General features: G+C 61.3%; 16 protein-coding genes and 1 tRNA gene. 12 read left to right on the forward strand and 5 right to left on the reverse strand.

Going from position 1 to position 16,390, the window contains the following annotated elements; all coding sequences use genetic code 11:
• Nucleotides 1–151: 151 nt before the first annotated feature.
• From ACE04F_RS06875 to ACE04F_RS06885, 3 genes are all read left to right on the forward strand, one after another.
• A complete protein-coding gene (locus ACE04F_RS06875) occupies nucleotides 152–1,168 on the forward strand; it encodes a class I SAM-dependent rRNA methyltransferase (protein WP_486105549.1) in 1,017 nt (338 codons plus the stop codon).
• Between the two features lie 116 nt (nucleotides 1,169–1,284).
• The gene (locus tag ACE04F_RS06880) at nucleotides 1,285–4,218 is read left to right on the forward strand and encodes a DUF748 domain-containing protein (RefSeq protein WP_486105550.1); all 2,934 of its coding nucleotides are present in this window, start codon (nucleotides 1,285–1,287) and stop codon (nucleotides 4,216–4,218) included.
• 2 nt (nucleotides 4,219–4,220) lie between these two features.
• Entirely contained in the window at nucleotides 4,221–4,517 is a 297-nt protein-coding gene (locus tag ACE04F_RS06885) for a DUF2845 domain-containing protein (RefSeq protein WP_486105562.1), read from the forward strand.
• 317 nt (nucleotides 4,518–4,834) lie between these two features.
• Here the strand turns inward: ACE04F_RS06885 and ACE04F_RS06890 are convergent, their stop codons facing one another.
• Together ACE04F_RS06890 and ACE04F_RS06895 are read right to left on the reverse strand one after the other, a co-directional pair.
• Complete coding sequence (locus ACE04F_RS06890; RefSeq protein ID WP_486105551.1) at nucleotides 4,835–5,188, reverse strand: BON domain-containing protein; 354 nt, start codon at nucleotides 5,186–5,188, stop codon at nucleotides 4,835–4,837.
• 308 nt (nucleotides 5,189–5,496) lie between these two features.
• Entirely contained in the window at nucleotides 5,497–5,940 is a 444-nt protein-coding gene (locus ACE04F_RS06895; RefSeq protein WP_486105552.1) for a pilin, read from the reverse strand.
• A 223-nt stretch (nucleotides 5,941–6,163) separates the two neighbouring features.
• Here ACE04F_RS06895 and pilB point away from each other — a divergent pair, with 223 nt between their 5' ends.
• Genes pilB through yacG form a run of 5 tightly spaced genes read left to right on the forward strand, consistent with a single transcriptional unit; the run spans nucleotide 6,164 to nucleotide 10,781 of the window.
• Nucleotides 6,164–7,864 (forward strand): type IV-A pilus assembly ATPase PilB, encoded by a 1,701-nt coding sequence (gene pilB / locus ACE04F_RS06900; protein WP_486105553.1) that lies wholly within the window; start codon nucleotides 6,164–6,166, stop codon nucleotides 7,862–7,864.
• Nucleotides 7,865–7,866: 2 nt separating this feature from the next.
• Nucleotides 7,867–9,084, forward strand: coding sequence for a type II secretion system F family protein (locus ACE04F_RS06905; protein WP_486105554.1), 1,218 nt, complete (start codon nucleotides 7,867–7,869; stop codon nucleotides 9,082–9,084).
• 1 nt (nucleotide 9,085) lies between these two features.
• The gene (locus ACE04F_RS06910) at nucleotides 9,086–9,955 is read left to right on the forward strand and encodes a prepilin peptidase (protein ID WP_486105555.1); all 870 of its coding nucleotides are present in this window, start codon (nucleotides 9,086–9,088) and stop codon (nucleotides 9,953–9,955) included.
• Nucleotides 9,955–10,578: a dephospho-CoA kinase gene (coaE, locus tag ACE04F_RS06915; protein ID WP_486105556.1), complete on the forward strand. Its 624-nt coding sequence runs from the start codon at nucleotides 9,955–9,957 to the stop codon at nucleotides 10,576–10,578. Before ACE04F_RS06910 ends, coaE begins: the two co-directional genes overlap by 1 nt.
• Complete coding sequence (yacG, locus tag ACE04F_RS06920; RefSeq protein WP_434571758.1) at nucleotides 10,575–10,781, forward strand: DNA gyrase inhibitor YacG; 207 nt, start codon at nucleotides 10,575–10,577, stop codon at nucleotides 10,779–10,781. The genes coaE and yacG overlap by 4 nt, the downstream gene beginning before the upstream one ends.
• A 47-nt stretch (nucleotides 10,782–10,828) precedes the next feature.
• Here yacG and ACE04F_RS06925 read toward each other — a convergent pair whose 3' ends face one another.
• A complete protein-coding gene (locus tag ACE04F_RS06925; RefSeq protein ID WP_486105557.1) occupies nucleotides 10,829–11,515 on the reverse strand; it encodes an energy-coupling factor ABC transporter permease in 687 nt (228 codons plus the stop codon).
• A 143-nt stretch (nucleotides 11,516–11,658) separates the two neighbouring features.
• Between ACE04F_RS06925 and ACE04F_RS06930 the strand changes: the two genes are divergently transcribed.
• Genes ACE04F_RS06930 through ACE04F_RS06945 form a run of 4 tightly spaced genes read left to right on the forward strand, consistent with a single transcriptional unit; the run spans nucleotide 11,659 to nucleotide 14,394 of the window.
• A complete protein-coding gene (locus tag ACE04F_RS06930; RefSeq protein WP_030140261.1) occupies nucleotides 11,659–12,285 on the forward strand; it encodes a DUF1780 domain-containing protein in 627 nt (208 codons plus the stop codon).
• Nucleotides 12,282–12,809 (forward strand): MOSC domain-containing protein, encoded by a 528-nt coding sequence (locus ACE04F_RS06935; protein ID WP_486105558.1) that lies wholly within the window; start codon nucleotides 12,282–12,284, stop codon nucleotides 12,807–12,809. Before ACE04F_RS06930 ends, ACE04F_RS06935 begins: the two co-directional genes overlap by 4 nt.
• A gap of 52 nt (nucleotides 12,810–12,861) precedes the next feature.
• The gene (locus tag ACE04F_RS06940; RefSeq protein ID WP_076386361.1) at nucleotides 12,862–13,035 is read left to right on the forward strand and encodes a DUF3094 family protein; all 174 of its coding nucleotides are present in this window, start codon (nucleotides 12,862–12,864) and stop codon (nucleotides 13,033–13,035) included.
• A 60-nt stretch (nucleotides 13,036–13,095) separates the two neighbouring features.
• Nucleotides 13,096–14,394 carry an NAD(P)/FAD-dependent oxidoreductase gene (locus ACE04F_RS06945; protein ID WP_486105559.1) on the forward strand — a complete coding sequence of 433 codons (1,299 nt, stop codon included), beginning with the start codon at nucleotides 13,096–13,098 and terminating at the stop codon, nucleotides 14,392–14,394.
• A 138-nt stretch (nucleotides 14,395–14,532) separates the two neighbouring features.
• On the opposite strand, the gene ACE04F_RS06950 is transcribed toward ACE04F_RS06945, so the two are convergent.
• Both ACE04F_RS06950 and ACE04F_RS06955 read right to left on the reverse strand, forming a co-directional pair.
• A complete protein-coding gene (locus ACE04F_RS06950; RefSeq protein ID WP_486105560.1) occupies nucleotides 14,533–16,158 on the reverse strand; it encodes a methyl-accepting chemotaxis protein in 1,626 nt (541 codons plus the stop codon).
• A 155-nt stretch (nucleotides 16,159–16,313) separates the two neighbouring features.
• A tRNA-Pro gene (locus ACE04F_RS06955) sits at nucleotides 16,314–16,390 on the reverse strand.

Genomic DNA, 16,390 nt, shown 5'->3' on the forward strand with positions numbered 1-16,390 from the left:
CTATCGCCCCTTGGAAAACAGGGGGCGCTTCGCACCCCAGCGGGAGCAAGCCCCCCCCCACAAAAAGCGCTGCCTGACTCAAACCTGCAGACAACCCGAGTATCCATAACTGCTAAACTCCCGCGCCTCATTTCCTTAAGGCGCGCCCGGCATGTCTTCCTTGAATCTGGCGCTGCGCGCCGCCCTCGACCAGCGTCAGGACCTGCTTGGCCAACTGCATCAGCAGGGCACCGATTGCTATCGCCTGTTCCACGGCAGCCAGGAAGGCGCTCCCGGCCTGACGGTCGACCGCTACGGCCCGCAGTTGCTGGTGCAGAGTTTTCACCAGTCGTTGGAGCGCGAGGCCCTGTTGCAACTGCACGCCATCGTCAATCAACACCTGGGCCTGGATACCCTGCTGGTCTACAACGACCGCGCCCGGGGCAACTCGCGCATCGACCGCCAGGACAGCGTCTACCAGGCTGACGAGGCTGCCTTGCAAGACCTGGTTGGCCATGAATGGGGGCTGAACTACCGGGTTCGCGGGCGTCACGCCGGGCAGGATCCGTTGCTGTTTCTCGATCTGCGCAACGCCCGGGGCTGGGTCAAGGACCACAGCCGGAACAAAAGCGTGCTGAACCTGTTCGCCTATACCTGCGGCGTCGGCCTGAGCGCCGCGGCGGGGGGAGCGCGCAAGGTGTGCAACCTGGACTTCGCCGAGGGCAACCTGGCGGTGGGCCGCGAAAACGGCCTGCTCAATCCCGACCTGCCGACGATGGAATTCGTCCAGTCGGATTATTTCCCGGCGATTCGCCAACTCGCCGGCCTGCCGATCAGTCAACGTCGCGGACAGAAACTGCCCGCTTACGTGCGCCTGGAGCAACGCCAATATGACCTGGTGTTGCTCGACCCGCCGGCCTGGGCCAAGAGCGCTTTCGGCACAGTCGACCTGCTGCGCGATTACCAAAGCCTGCTCAAGCCGGCACTGCTCACCACCGCCGAAAACGGCGTACTGATCTGCTGTAACAACCTGGCGAAGGTGTCCATGGACGACTGGCGCGAGCAGGTATTGCGCTGTGCGGAAAAAGCCGGCCGCCCGGTTCGCGAATGGAGCGTGCTGACACCTGGAAGCGATTTTCCCTCGCAGGATCAGCAGCCGCCGCTCAAGACGTTGATCCTCCAGCTCTGAGGCCCCATGAATTCTCACGAATAAAACGGACAATTCTCATAAAAGACAGTGGCTTCGGAACCGTAATCACATGCCATACTCCAAGGCACTCCGATTCACACCAGATGAAGCCACACATGCCCAAAGGATTGATTCGCGCTTTCGGCGCCCTGTTGACCGCACTGGCCCTCTACAGTCTGTTGGGTTTTCTGATACTGCCGGGCATTGCCCTGCGGATCGCCAATCAGCAACTGGCCGTCCACGCAACGGTGCCGGCCCAGATCCAGCGCATCGAGCTCAATCCTTTCAGCCTTGAAGTGACCTTGTGGGGGCTGGTGGTCGGCGAGCCGGGCAAGGAACAGGTCGGTTTCGAACGGCTCTATGCCAACCTGCAACTCGACAGTCTTTGGTCCGGCGCCCTGCACCTGGCCGACGTCGAGCTGGACAAGCCCAGGACCGAGATCGTGTTCGCCAAGGACGGCCAGCTGAATCTGCTGGGCCTGTTCAAGCTGCCGCCCAGCGAACCGACTCCGGCGGATCCCGACGCCAAGCCGTTTCCCTTGCGGGTCGAGCGAATCAAACTGGCCAGCGGCTACGTGCATTTCCAGGACCTGCGCCCCAGCGAACCCATCGAGTTCCTGTATGACACCCTCGACTTCGAGCTGAAGAACCTCAGCACCCTGCCCGACGACAGCGCCGACATGACCCTGGTGGCCGTCGGCCCCGAGGGCGGCCAGATCGACTGGACCGGTAATTTCAGCCTTGCGCCGATCGCCTCCGAAGGCACGCTCAAGGTGACCGACGGACAGATGAAAGCCTGGTGGCCCTACGTGCGAGACGCAGTGCCGCTCGTTCTGGAAAACGGCGTGCTGAACCTCAGCACCGAGTACAAGCTCAACCTCGCCAAAGGCACGGAGCTGCTGCTCAACAACGCGTCGGTCAGCGTCGCGCCCTTCGCCATCAAGGCGCCCGACGGCCGTCCGCTGGCAAGGCTGGAGCGCCTGGACGTCAGCGAAACCTCGCTGGACCTGGCCAAGCAGCAGGTCATCGTGGGCAAGATCCGCAGCCACAAACTCGAGACCTGGGCCGCTCGGGAAGCCGACGGGCAGCTGGACTGGCAGAAGCTCTTCGCCAGCCAGGCAGCCAAACCCAAGGTCAAGGCCGAACCGGCCTCGGCCCCGGCAGCCGCCGACTCGCCCAAGCCTGAGCCGACAACACCGAGCAAGCCTTGGCAAGTGCTGCTGAAGGACGTGCAACTGCGCGATTACCAGGTACACCTGGCCGACCGCCAGGCGCAGCCGGCCGTGGCGCTGGACCTCGGCCCGCTGAACCTCGACCTGCAGAACTACGACACCCTCAACGGCTCGCCTTTCAAACTCAAGCTGGACACCGGGCTGGGCAAACAAGGCAAGCTGCTCGCCGATGGCGAGGTCAATCTGAACCCGGTGACCGCGAAGCTCAACCTCAAGACCCAGGACATCGACCTGCGGGTCGCCCAGGCCTACATCAACCCGTTCATCCGCCTGGAGCTACGCTCCGGGATGCTCGGCAGCGATCTGGCGGTAGACCTGAAAAGTACCGAGCCGCTGGCGTTCGCCGTGACCGGCCGCGCCCAGGTCGATCAGTTGCATACCCTCGACACGCTCAAGACCCGTGACTTCCTCAAATGGCAGCGCCTGGAACTCCAAGGGCTCAATTACCAGCATGGCGACAGCCTGTCGATCGACAAGGTCAACCTGTTCCAGCCCTATGCACGCTTCATGATCAACGACGATCGCACCACCAACGTCGACGACCTGCTGATTCCACAACCCGCCGACGCCCCGGCCAGAAACACCGCGGCCAAACCGGCACCCAAGGAAAAACCGCTGGGCATCCATGTCGGCGCAATCGCCATCAATGACGGTTCGGCCAATTTCGCCGACTTCAGCCTGACGCCGAACTTCGCCACAGCCGTCCAGCAGCTCAACGGCGAGATCGGCACCATCGACAGCCGCCAGGCCAAGCCCGCCACCGTCGACGTTAAAGGCAAGGTCGACCGCTACGCGCCCGTCACGATCAAGGGCGCGGTCAACCCCTTCGACCCGATGGCCAGCCTCGACATCGCCACCAGTTTCAAACGGGTCGAGCTGACCACCCTGACGCCGTACTCCGGCAAGTTCGCCGGCTATCGCATCCGCAAGGGCCGGCTCAATCTCGACCTGCATTACCGGATCACCAAGGGCCAGCTCCAGGCCGACAACAAAGTCGTGGTCGAACAGTTGCAGCTAGGAGAAAAGGTCGACAGCCCGGACGCCGTGAGCCTGCCGCTCAAGCTCGCCGTCGCCCTGCTGAAAGATTCCGAGGGCAGGATCTCCATCGAACTGCCGGTTTCCGGCAACCTCAACGACCCGCAGTTCAGCGTCATGCCGATTGTCTGGCAAACCCTGCGCAACCTGGTGGTCCGCGCGGCACAAGCGCCGTTCAAGCTGATCGGCGGGCTGGTGGCCGGCGGCGGCTCGGAAGACCTGGGCAGCGTGGCGTTCGCGCCGGGCTCCAGTGACCTGAGCAAGGAAAACGAAAACGCCCTGCTCAAGTTGTCCGAAGCCCTGGGCAAACGGCCAGAGCTGAAGCTGGAGATCGAAGGCACCGCCGCCGAAAGCAGCGACGGCCCGCTGCTCGCCGCCCAGCGCCTGGAACGCGAATACCAGTACAACTACTACAAGATGCTGCAGCGCAGGGGCGACAAGGTCCCGGCCAAAGCTTCGTTGCTGCAGGTACCGGAAGACGAAAAAGCCCCGCTGCTGGAAGGCATCTACCGCACTCGCCTGAAGACCCAACCACCGGCCGAATGGACGCAACTGGATAAACAGGCGCGCCTCGACAAACTCCGTGAAGGGGTCATCAAGTTCTGGAGCGGCAGTGATCTGCTGTTGCGCGAACTGGGGCAGGAACGGGCCAGCAGCATCAAGGATTTCCTGGTGGACAAGGGCAAGCTGGCCGATGACCGCGTGTACTTCATCGACGCCAGCCTCGGTCAGGCCGAAAGCGACGGTAGCGTCATTACCCCAATGCATCTGGATGCCGAATGAAAATGAAGTGTCTGCCTGGAATCGGCTTGGTTCTGCTGCTTGCGACCGGCCATGCATCAGCCGCCGAGACCCTGCGCTGCGGCAGCCAATTGATCAGCGTCGGTGATCGCTCCAGCGAAGTGCTGCAGAAGTGTGGCGAGCCCACGGCGCGTGATGACCTGGGCTATCAACGCAGCGCCAATCGACGGAATGAATACCCGGTGGAAGAATGGACCTACGGGCCCAACAACGGCATGTACCAATACTTGCGCTTCGTGGGGAATCGGCTGGTGGAGATCACCAGCAAGCGTGGGCGGTGATTGTGCCTCTGTGACGGGCATTTCTCATGCATAGCGCTGGCGCCTTCGCGAGCAGGCTCGCTCCCACATTGGACTGCATTTTGGCCTGACGAAACTCGGTCCAGTGTGGGAGCGAGCCTGCTCGCGAAAAGCGCAACCCGGTTTCCTGGCCGTACACCAGGCTTTCCTCCCCAGAATAGAACAGGCCCCCGGCACGAATGCCGGGGGCCTGTAATGGCCACGTCCGTGTGGCCTTTCGCATGAACTCCAAAGCAACGGCACACGTATATCTCAGCCCGCGTGCCGTGCCTTCTCCCGTTCAGGCGAGAAGCCTTGTATTACTCGGATTTCAGACCGTCAGCCGATACAGCTTTGACGCCTTTGATTTTCTTGGCGATTGCAACGGCGGTATCTTTCTGAGCATCGCTCAAGACAGCGGTCGAAGACAGGGACACAACGCCCTTGTTGGTTTCAACCTTGATGTCGGAGCCTGGAATGCCTTTCTCGGTGACCAGGTCAGCTTTGACCTTGGTGGTGATCCAGGTGTCGGAAACGTCTTCCTTAGCCTCTGTCACTTCGCCAGCAGCCAGCATCATCGGTGCCTGAGTCGCTTGAGTGGTCTCGGCAAATGCGTTAGCCATGGTCAGGGTCAGTGCAGTGGCAGCAGCGGCAGTGATAGCGAACTTCTTCATACGAGTAACTCCTGTTTTTCTCAGAAACTGCCGAAAGTGCATCGCGGCAGGTTGTCAGGAGTAGTGCGAAGGCTGTGCCAGTTTTGAAACAATAAGATTTTCCTTTAAATTCAGTTAGTTAAGCGAAGCGGCATTTTTCATAATCATGCAATTTGCATGACCGGGTGATTTGGGACATGCAAGTTGCGGGTTTTGACAGGGTGCTAAGCATATGAATTCTTGAGTCTTTATCTGCGGGTCGAATTTTCCCGGCCCAATCTGCGAAAAAGCCCCGCGAGTGCGGGGCTTGGATAGGTCTCGCTCAAGCCTCAACCAGCTGCTCCTGCAGCGGGAGCAGCAGCAGCCCCACCAGTACAGCCTGCTGGAAGAAACTCTTGAGCAGCAGTAGAGCCGCAGGTCCAGACACCTTGCGCGGACCGGGACAGAGTAATTGTTTTGCCCAGAACAGGCGCTGGTGCATTCAACAACGTACAAGCAATTGTGCCCGTTCCGGCTGATGCGGTACCGGAGACGCTCATGGTGCAGTTGCTGGTAGGCGTCGTGCCGCCAACATTATCAAGGGTTGGGCTGGTCCCCTGATTCATGACATCCTCAAACGGCACCTTCAATGCCGACACTTCCGCCAACCCCGCCGTCGCCTTCGCCCGCGCCTGATACTTCGAATATTGCGGCAACGCAAACGTCGCCAGGATGCCGATGATCGCCACCACAATCAGCAGCTCGATCAAGGTGAAACCCTTTTGCCTGTTCATAGTCATCTCCCGTGCATGAGTCGGATCTCATGCGATGAAACGAGCATTGCACGGCACATGCCAACCACCGCGGCCCCGCCAGCCGAAGCTTTACAGCTACAGATTGGAAGCGTCCTACCCCAACAACCGCACTATCTGACGCTTTTTGTCACCTCTGCTCGCTGGTGAGGCACCGATGCTTGACTAGGCTATAAATCATGAACAGTCCGCCACCGGTATTCCCATGAATGACATCGCCCTCAGCGGCCTGGCCAAGCAACTGGTGCTGGCCGAACTGATCACTGAACAAAGCGCGCAGCAGGCCTACCAACAGGCGCAGCGCAATCGCACGCCTCTGGTCAGCTATCTGGTGCAGAGCAAGCTCGTCCAGAGCCGCCAAGTGGCGGAAATCGCCTCGGAGCATTTTGGTATCGCCCTGCTGGACCTCAACAGCCTCGACAAGGACAACCAGCCCGCTGGCCTGGTCAGCGAGAAACTGGTGCGCCAGCATCACGCCCTGCCCCTGTGGCGGCGTGGCAACAAGCTATACGTGGGCATTTCCGACCCGACCAATCACCAGGCCATCAACGACATCCAGTTCAGCACCGGCCTGACCACTGAAGCCATCCTGGTGGAGGACGACAAGCTCAGCGATGCCATCGAGAAGTTCTTCGAGTCCAGCAGCACGGGCCTGGAAGGCATGGCCGACGTCGACCTCGACGGTCTGGACATCGAGTCGATCGACGACCGCAAGCAGGACTCGATCGCGGGCCAGGACGGCGACGATGCGCCGGTGGTGCGTTTCGTCAACAAAATGCTGCTGGATGCGATCAAGGGCGGCTCTTCCGACCTGCACTTCGAACCCTACGAAAAGACCTATCGGGTACGCGTACGCACCGACGGCATGTTGCGGGAAGTCGCCAAGCCGCCCATCCAACTGGCCAACCGCATTGCCGCGCGCCTCAAGGTCATGGCGAGCCTGGACATTTCCGAACGGCGCAAGCCCCAGGACGGTCGGCTGAAGATGCGCCTGTCAAAGACCAAGTCCATCGATTTCCGGGTCAATACCCTTCCCACGCTCTGGGGAGAAAAAGTGGTGATCCGGATCCTCGACCCCTCAAGCGCGCAAATGGGCATCGACGCCCTGGGCTACGAACCGGAACAGAAAGACCTGTACATGGCCGCCCTCAAGCAACCCCAGGGGCTGATTCTGGTGACCGGGCCGACCGGCTCGGGCAAGACCGTGTCGCTGTATACCGGCTTGAACATCCTCAACACCGTGGACATCAATATTTCCACCGCCGAGGACCCGGTGGAAATCAACATGGAAGGCATCAACCAGGTCAACGTGAATCCGCGCCAGGGGCTGGATTTCGCCCATGCACTGCGCTCGTTCCTGCGCCAGGACCCGGATGTGATCATGGTCGGCGAGATCCGCGACCTGGAAACCGCCGAGATCGCCATCAAGGCGGCCCAGACCGGGCACCTGGTATTGTCCACGCTGCACACCAACAGCGCCGCCGAAACCCTGATCCGGCTACAGAACATGGGCATCCCCGGTTTCAATATCGCCACGGCAGTGCACCTGATCATCGCCCAGCGCCTGGCGCGCAAGTTGTGCATGCATTGCCGCAGATCCATCGAGATTCCCGAGGAAACCCTGCTCAAGGAAGGTTTCCCGCGGGAACGCATCGGCTCATTCACGATCTATGAGCCGGTCGGTTGCGAACAGTGCAACAACGGCTACAAGGGTCGCGTGGGGATCTACGAAGTGGTCAAGAACACGCCGGAGCTGCAGCGGCTGATCATGGCCGAAGGCAACTCCCTAGAAATCGACCTGCAAATGCGCAAGGACGGCTTTAATGACTTGCGCACCTCGGGACTGGTCAAAGTGATGCAAGGCGTCACCAGTCTCGAAGAAATCAACCGGGTCACCAAGGATTGAGCATGGCGGTCAAGGCAGTAAAAACCGACGTCTACACGTGGGAAGGCAAGGACCGCAAAGGCACGAAAATGTCCGGCGAACTGACCGGCCAGAGCCCGGCACTGGTCAAGGCGCAGTTGCGCAAGCAAGGCATCAACCCGGGCAAGGTACGCAAGAAGTCCACCTCGATATTCAGCAAGGGCAAACGCATCAAGCCGCTGGACATCGCGCTTTTCACCCGCCAGATGGCGACGATGCTCAAGGCCGGCGTTCCGCTGCTGCAGGCATTCGACATCATCGGCGAAGGCTTCGACAACGCCAACATGCGCAAGCTGGTGGACGAGGTGAAGCAGGAAGTCGCCGCCGGCAACAGCTTCGCCGCCTCGCTGCGCAAATGTCCGCAGTATTTCGACGAGTTGTACTGCAACCTGGTCGATGCCGGTGAGCAGGCCGGCGCCCTGGACACGCTGCTGGACCGAGTCGCGACCTACAAGGAAAAGAGCGAAGCCCTGAAGGCCAAGATCAAAAAAGCCATGACCTACCCCGCGGCGGTGATCGCCGTCGCGGCGGTGGTCACGAGCATTTTGCTGATCAAGGTCGTGCCGCAGTTCGAGTCGGTATTTTCCGGCTTTGGCGCAAAATTGCCGGCCTTCACCCTGATGGTCATCGGTTTGTCGGAGTTCCTGCAAGACTGGTGGTGGGTGCTGCTTGGCGGAGTGGTGGGCGGATTTTTCGGGGTGAAATATGCCCTCAAGCGCTCCCAGGCGTTTCGTGACTGGCGAGACAAGTGGCTGCTCAAGCTGCCCTTGGTCGGGACCTTGATGTACAAGTCCGCCGTGGCGCGTTACGCGCGCACGCTCTCGACCACGTTCGCCGCCGGCGTGCCGCTGGTCGAAGCCCTCGATTCGGTCTCGGGCGCCACCGGCAACGTGGTATTCAAGCGCGCCGTGCAGCGGATCAAGCAGGATGTCTCGACCGGCATGCAGTTGAATTTCTCCATGCGCACGTCAGGCATTTTTCCGAACCTGGCAATCCAGATGACCGCCATTGGCGAGGAGTCCGGGGCATTGGACGACATGCTCGACAAGGTGGCGAGTTTTTATGAGGCCGAAGTGGATAATCTGGTGGACAACCTCACCAGCCTGATGGAACCCTTCATCATGGTGATCCTCGGGGTGGTCGTCGGCGGCCTGGTGGTTGCGATGTACATGCCCATCTTCCAACTCGGCTCTGCGATCTGACATGCCCCTGAGCGAATTCTTTGTGCTTTATCCGCTGGCCTTCGTACTGACAGCGCTGCTGCTCGGGTTGATCATCGGCAGTTTTCTCAACGTGCTGGTATGGCGCCTGCCGAAGATGCTCGATCGCGAGTGGCGCCTGCAAGCCCAGGACCTGCTCGGCCTGCAGGCCGACGCGCCCGGTCCGGTCTACAACCTGATGCTGCCCCACTCCCAGTGTCCCCATTGTGGCCATCGCATCCGCGCCTGGGAAAATATTCCGTTGTTGAGTTACCTGATGTTGCGCGGCCGCTGTTCCAGCTGCGCCGCGCCCATTGGCAAGCGCTACCCGCTGACCGAACTGGCCTGTGGCGCCCTGTCGGCATTCATTGCCTGGCATTTCGGCTTTGGCTGGCAGGCCGCCATGGTGATGCTGCTGAGCTGGGGCCTGCTGTCCATGAGCCTGATCGACGCCGAGCACCAGTTGCTGCCCGATTCCCTGGTGCTGCCCTTGTTATGGCTGGGCTTGATCGTCAACAGCTTCGGGCTGTTCGTCCCGCTGAACCAGGCATTGTGGGGGGCGGTGGCCGGCTATCTGGCGCTGTGGTCGGTGTTCTGGGTCTTCAAGCTGCTGACCGGGAAAGAAGGCATGGGTTACGGCGACTTCAAGCTGCTGGCGATGCTCGGTGCCTGGGGCGGCTGGCAGATCCTGCCGCTGACGCTGCTGCTGTCGTCACTGGTTGGTGCCATTATCGGCGTCATTGTGCTACGCACGCGTAGCGCGCCGACATCGACCCAGATCCCGTTCGGACCTTATCTGGCGATTGCCGGCTGGATTGCCTTGCTCTGGGGTGGTCAAATAACCGACTTCTATTGGCAGTCAGTCGGGTTCTAATGAACAGCTCTGCGAAAAACCCCTGGATCCTCGGCCTGACCGGTGGCATCGGCAGCGGCAAGAGCGCGGCGGCCGAGCACTTCATCGACCTGGGTGTGCACGTCATCGACGCCGACCATGCGGCGCGCTGGGTCGTTGAGCCCGGGCGCCCGGCGCTGGCAAAGATCAGCGAACACTTCGGTCCTGGTGTATTGCAGGCAGACGGTACGCTCGATCGGGCAGCGCTGCGCAGGCTCATCTTCGAAAATGCCGAAGAACGCCGCTGGCTGGAGGCATTGCTGCATCCGCTGATCGCCGAAGAAATCGTCCACCACCTGGGCCAGGCGCAATCGCCGTACGCGATTCTGGTATCGCCACTGCTGATCGAATCCGGGCAGTACGCGATGACCCAGCGGATCCTGGTGATCGACGCTCCGGAACAATTGCAGATCGAACGCACCTTGCAGCGCGACCAGACCAGCGAACAGCAAGTCCAGGCGATCCTCAAAGCCCAGTCCAGTCGCCAGGACCGCCTGAGCCATGCCGACGATGTGGTGGTCAACGACCGCGACCTCGCCTGGCTGCACAGCGAGGTCGAACGCCTGCATCACTTCTACCTTACTTTGCGTGGAGGCCAACCATGAGCCAAACCCCAACCGTTGACTGCCCAACTTGCGGCGCCCCTGTCGAATGGACCCCGGAAAGCAAATTCCGGCCGTTCTGCTCCGATCGCTGCAAGCTGATCGACCTGGGCGCCTGGGCGTCGGAGGAACACAAGATCCCCGTCGCACCGGATGCCGAAGATGAATTGTTCAGCGAAGACTTCAACCCTCGCTCCCATCACTAGGTCTTCCACAGCATGAGGGCCTGAAGGCGGTGCAGCCTTGAAGTGAATCAAGGCTTGTCGTCATCGTTCCAGGGGGCCGACAGGTAGCGCGTACGGTTGAAGGTTTCCAGCCATTCGGGGCTGAACACCACCAGCGCGCTGACCACCATGCCGTTGATGAAGGCCTCGGGAAAGATCATCAGCCAGAGATAGCCGATGAAATCCTCCAGCCAATAAGGCATCGCGAAGATGCCGTCATGCCACAGCAGACCAAGCCCCAGCAGCAGGCACGCCAATGCCGACAGCGCGGCAGCGAGAAATCCCGAACAGAAGATATACACAAACAGATTGCGCGGCTGGGCACGCTCCACCAGGATCGCGCAGCATTCCGTGACCAGAACCGGCAGGAGCACCAGCAGCGCGCCATTGATCCCGACGGCCATCATGTCCTGGCGCCCCAACAGCACCAGCGCAAGCTGGGCAAAGAGCCCGCCAAGGATCGCCAGCGGCCAGTCCAGCAACAAGGTGACGGCGGTCAGGCCAATGAAGTGGTATGAAACCCCGGTATCGAAATCCCGTCGCACCATCCACAACATGAACAGCGCGAACACCGTGCCGAACAGCAGATGCTGGCGGCGATTGTCGGTAAACAGCTCGACCCACGGTGCCTTGGCCAGCGCCCAGGCCAACACCGGCACGTAGATCAGCCAGCCGACCGCCAGGGTCTGCGTCGAGAGCAATTCGGCACCGATCATCGAGCTACTCCTTTGGCTTGCCCTTGCATCAGAGACTCCATGAGCACCCTGAGATTCAAGCCGGCAGTCTACACCCCCGCCCAACCGCGATTAATCAACGCAACGCTTTCGGCTTGTCGTAATTGAACGCTAAGCTTGGGCTCATGGATGACTCCGATTATTTACGCTTGCTGACCATCGCGGCCGAGCAAGCCAACGCCTTCCTCTCCAACGCCCGCAAATGGGAGCGTGAGCGTTGGGTCTGCCAGCGCCTGCTGCAAGGGCTCAACGTGCCCTATCGCGCCGATGAGTTCGCGCCCGCCGGGGAGCCGCCGGACGTGTTGTTTCGCGACGCCAATTTCGAAGTGTTTTTTGTCCTCGATGAAGGCCGTCGTCTCAATGATGAATGGCGCGACGAACTGCAACGCCGCCGCAGCGCCTTTTCCCTGAGCCAACTGGTGCGTCGCGAGGCCAAGCCACGGCGGATTCCGGCCAACGAGTTCCTGATGAGATTGGCCCCGACCCTGCGTAAGAAGGCTCACAACTACACCGAGCGCGGCATGGACCTGGGGGAACTGGATATCATCGCTTTTGCCAGCCTCAAACGCGAAGTCCTCGACCTCAACAGCCATTTCCCGCCGCCCACCGAGTACCTGCGCCAAGGGTGGCGCTCGTTGTCGCTGGTGGGCCCGACCTTTGCCCGCGTGCTGTTCGCCCATCCCGATGCACCCGACTTCCTGCGGGGCAACCTGGGCCGCAGCATCGTCTTCGATGTGGGGATCAGCCTTTGAGCCCGTTACAGGAACTGATCGCCGCCGTGCCGCAGCGGGGCCGGGTACGCTGGATCGGCGTGCGCCCCGCAGGGCATGCACCGATGATCGAGCTGGACGCCGTCGAGGCACGACTGGAAGCCGGCCTGACCGGCGATCACGCTCGCCCAGGCGTGCGCAATGCGCGGCAAGTGACGTTGATCCAATGGGAACACCTGGCCGTGATCAGCTCGCTGATGGGCCGTCCCGAGGAACACCCGGTGCGTCCCGAGGAGCTGCGCCGCAACATTGTGGTCAGCGGCATCAACCTGTTCAGCCTCAAGGGCCGGCGCTTTCGCATCGGCCAGGCGATCTTCGAAACCACCGGCTGGTGCCAACCCTGCGCGCGACTTGAGCGAAACCTTGGCGAAGGCACGTTCCAGGCGGTACGCGGCCATGGCGGAATCACCGCCCGGGTGTTAAAAAGTGGAATCATTCGCCTGGACGACAGCCTGATCGTCGAACCCGTCCCGGCAACCGGCTACGCTGCTTTTAATGCCGGATAGCCGGACGCTGTAACGTCTGCACCTTTCGCAACGTCTACCTGACGAGGCCTTTATGACCAGCCGCCTGAACCCAGAAGACCAGAAGCATGTCGAAGAGTACCTGCAACTGTCCCAGCACCGAGTCGAGCGCCGGCCTTTCCGGCCGTGGATGCTCCTGGTGGTGGTACTGGCCATCACGATTGGCCTGGGCCTGTTGAGCCGATTGATCAGTTACCTGACGCTATGAGCCGCATGAAGCTCGCGCGGGTGACGGCACCGAATTCCTTTAGCCTTGCGAGATATCCCCATGACTCATCGTATTGTCATCGTTGGCGGCGGCGCCGGCGGTCTGGAGTTGGCTACCCGTCTGGGTAAGACTCTGGGCAAGCGCGGCACGGCCAGTGTGATGCTGGTCGACGCGAACCTGACCCACATCTGGAAACCCTTGCTGCACGAAGTGGCCGCCGGTTCCCTGAATTCCTCCGAAGACGAACTCAACTATGTCGCCCAGGCGAAATGGAACCACTTCGAGTTCCAGCTCGGGCGCATGAGCGGCCTGGACCGTGAGCGCAAGCGCATCCAGTTGGCCGCCACCTACGACGAAGCAGGCCTGGAGTTGTTGCCGGCCCGCGAGCTGGGCTACGACACGCTGGTGATCGCGGTCGGCAGCACCACCAATGATTTTGGCACCGAGGGCGCGGCGCAGCATTGCCTGTTCCTCGACACTCGCAAACAGGCCGAGCGCTTCCATCAGCAGTTGCTGCACCACTATCTGCGTGCCCATGCCGGGCAGACTGACGTGGTCGAGCGCATCAGCGTCGCGATTGTCGGCGCGGGCGCCACCGGTGTCGAACTGGCAGCCGAGCTGCATAATGCCGCCCACGAATTGCACGCCTATGGACTGGACCGGATCAAACCGGAAAACATGCACATCACTCTGATCGAGGCCGGTCCGCGGGTCTTGCCGGCGCTGCCGGAGCGGATCGGCGGGCCAGTGCACAGGACCCTGGAAAAACTCGGGGTCAAGGTCATGACCAACGCGGCCGTCAGTCAGGTGACTGCCGACAGCCTGATCACCGCAGACGGCAAGGTGATCGACGCGAGCCTGAAAGTCTGGGCCGCCGGGATTCGCGCGCCGGAGTTCCTCAAGGACATCGACGGTCTGGAGACCAACCGGATCAATCAGCTGCAGGTGCTACCTACCCTCCAGACCACCCGCGACGAGAATATCTTCGCCTTTGGCGACTGCGCCGCCTGCCCGCAACCGGACAGCGACCGCAACGTTCCGCCCCGCGCCCAGGCCGCGCACCAGCAGGCCTCGCTGTTGGCGAAATCGCTGAAGCTGCGGATCGAAGGCAAGGCCCTGCCTGCATACAAATACACCGACTACGGCTCGCTGATCTCGCTGTCGCGCTTCTCGGCGGTCGGCAACCTGATGGGCAACCTCACCGGCAGCGTGATGCTCGAAGGCTGGTTGGCGCGGATGTTCTACGTGTCGCTGTATCGCATGCACCAGATGGCGCTTTACGGCATGTTCCGCACGGCGATGCTGATGCTGGGCAGCAAGATCGGCCGCGGCACCGAGCCTCGGTTGAAGTTGCATTGAGCCACCGGAACCGAGGTTGAATGACCCACCGCTATCGCGAGCAGGCTCGCTCCCACAGTTGATCATGGTCATCCTGTGGGAGCGAGCCTGCTCGCGAAGACGGCAGTGCAGCCAAAACCCGATCCAAGCGGCGATCGATCAAACCTGAAACCGCTGCACCATCGTGCGCAGCGAGTTCGCCAACTGCGACAGTTCATGGCTGGACGCGCTGGTCTGGTCGGCGCCAGTGGCCGAGCGCACGGACAAATCACGGATATTGACCAGGTTGCGATCCACCTCGCGGGCCACTTGTGCCTGCTCTTCGGCGGCGCTGGCGATCACCAGGTTGCGCTCATGGATCTGATGTACCGACGCCGTAATGGTTTGCAGCGCCTCCCCCGCGCGCTCGGCCATGGCCAGGGTACTGGCCGCACGGCTGGAGCTGGCCTGCATGGAATCCAGGGCCTGAGTGGCACCGCTGCGCATGCCCTGGACCATCTGCTCGATTTCCTGGGTCGATTGCTGCGTGCGATAGGCCAATGCCCGGACTTCGTCGGCGACCACGGCAAAACCACGGCCGCTCTCTCCCGCCCTCGCCGCTTCGATGGCCGCGTTGAGCGCCAACAGGTTGGTCTGCTCGGCAATGGCCCGGATCACGTCCAGCACCTTGCCGATGTCCTGGGATTGGCTGGCCAGGGATTGCACCAGGCCGCCGGTGATTTGCACATCGCTGGCGAGGGCGCTGATCGCGTTGACGGTATCGCTGACCCGCTCCTGGCCCAACATCGCCGACTCGCTGGATTGGCGTGTTGCATCGGAGGTGGACACCGCGTTGCGCGCGACCTCTTCCACGGCGGTGGTCATTTCGGTGACCGCGGTGGCGGCCTGCTCGATTTCGTTGTTCTGCTGTTGCAGGCTTTGAGTGCTGTCGAGCGTGACGGCGTTCAGCTCATCGGCAGCGGTCGCCAGTTGCGTCGCCGAGCCGCTGATGCCCTGCAAGGTTTGCCGAAGGTTCTGCTGCATGGTGGCCAACGCCTTGAGCAGGCGGCTCACTTCATCGTTGCCGTGGGTCTCGATCGGCCGGGTCAGGTCACCGCGGGCCACGCTCTCCGCGGCGGTAAGCGCCTCGCCCAACGGCTTGACGATGCTGCGGGTCAGCAGCATTGCCAGGACCACCGTGGCCAGAGCTGCCAGCACCACAAACAGGCTGACGATCATCCGCGAGTTGACGTAGTGCTCCTGGGATTTCTGGCTCTCGATGGACACCTGTCTGGAGAACAGTTGCGCAAGGTCGTTGAGCTGCTTGCCCGAGCCATCCACCACGGTTTTCATGTCCACCAGCAACAACTTGATCAATTCATCCCGCCGTCCCTGCTCCGCCAGGGTGAACGACTGGGCGATCCCCGCGCGGTAGGCGGTGAAGGTCTGCTTGAACTGCTCGTAGAGCGCCTTGCCTTCCGGTGTCACCACGAGCTTGTCGTAACTGGCGATTTTCTCGCTCAGTTCCTTGTCGCGGGTATCCATCTGTCCGCGATATACCGGGATGTTCTTCGGGTCTTCATCCAAGGCCATGCGCAGGGAAATGGTGCGGATGCGCAGCATCAATTCGCGGATTTCGTCACCGCCACGGATGCTCGGCAGCCATTGGGTTTCCACCGCGACCTCGCTGTCGCGAATACTCGACATCTGCCCCAGCGCAAATACGCCGAGCAGCGCGACCAGCACGGCGATCAAGGCAAAACCCAGCGCGGCACGGCGGGCGATATTCAACTGACGAAGAAACATAACGGGCGCCTTTTCTTGTTATCGGCCTGAAGAGAGGGCGATCGTTCATGCCCCTGTCGGCGGGTTATCGGCAAGTTGTATGATGACTTGAAGGCAAGCGGCTTTCCGCCAGGCAAAAAAAATCCCCGTATCTTTCGATACGAGGATTTTTAATATGGTCGGGGTAAGGGGATTCGAACTCCTGACATCCTGCTCCCAAAGCAGGCGCGCTACCGGACTGCGCTATACCCCG

It is taken from the genome of Pseudomonas sp. AGC41 (assembly GCF_057334555.1).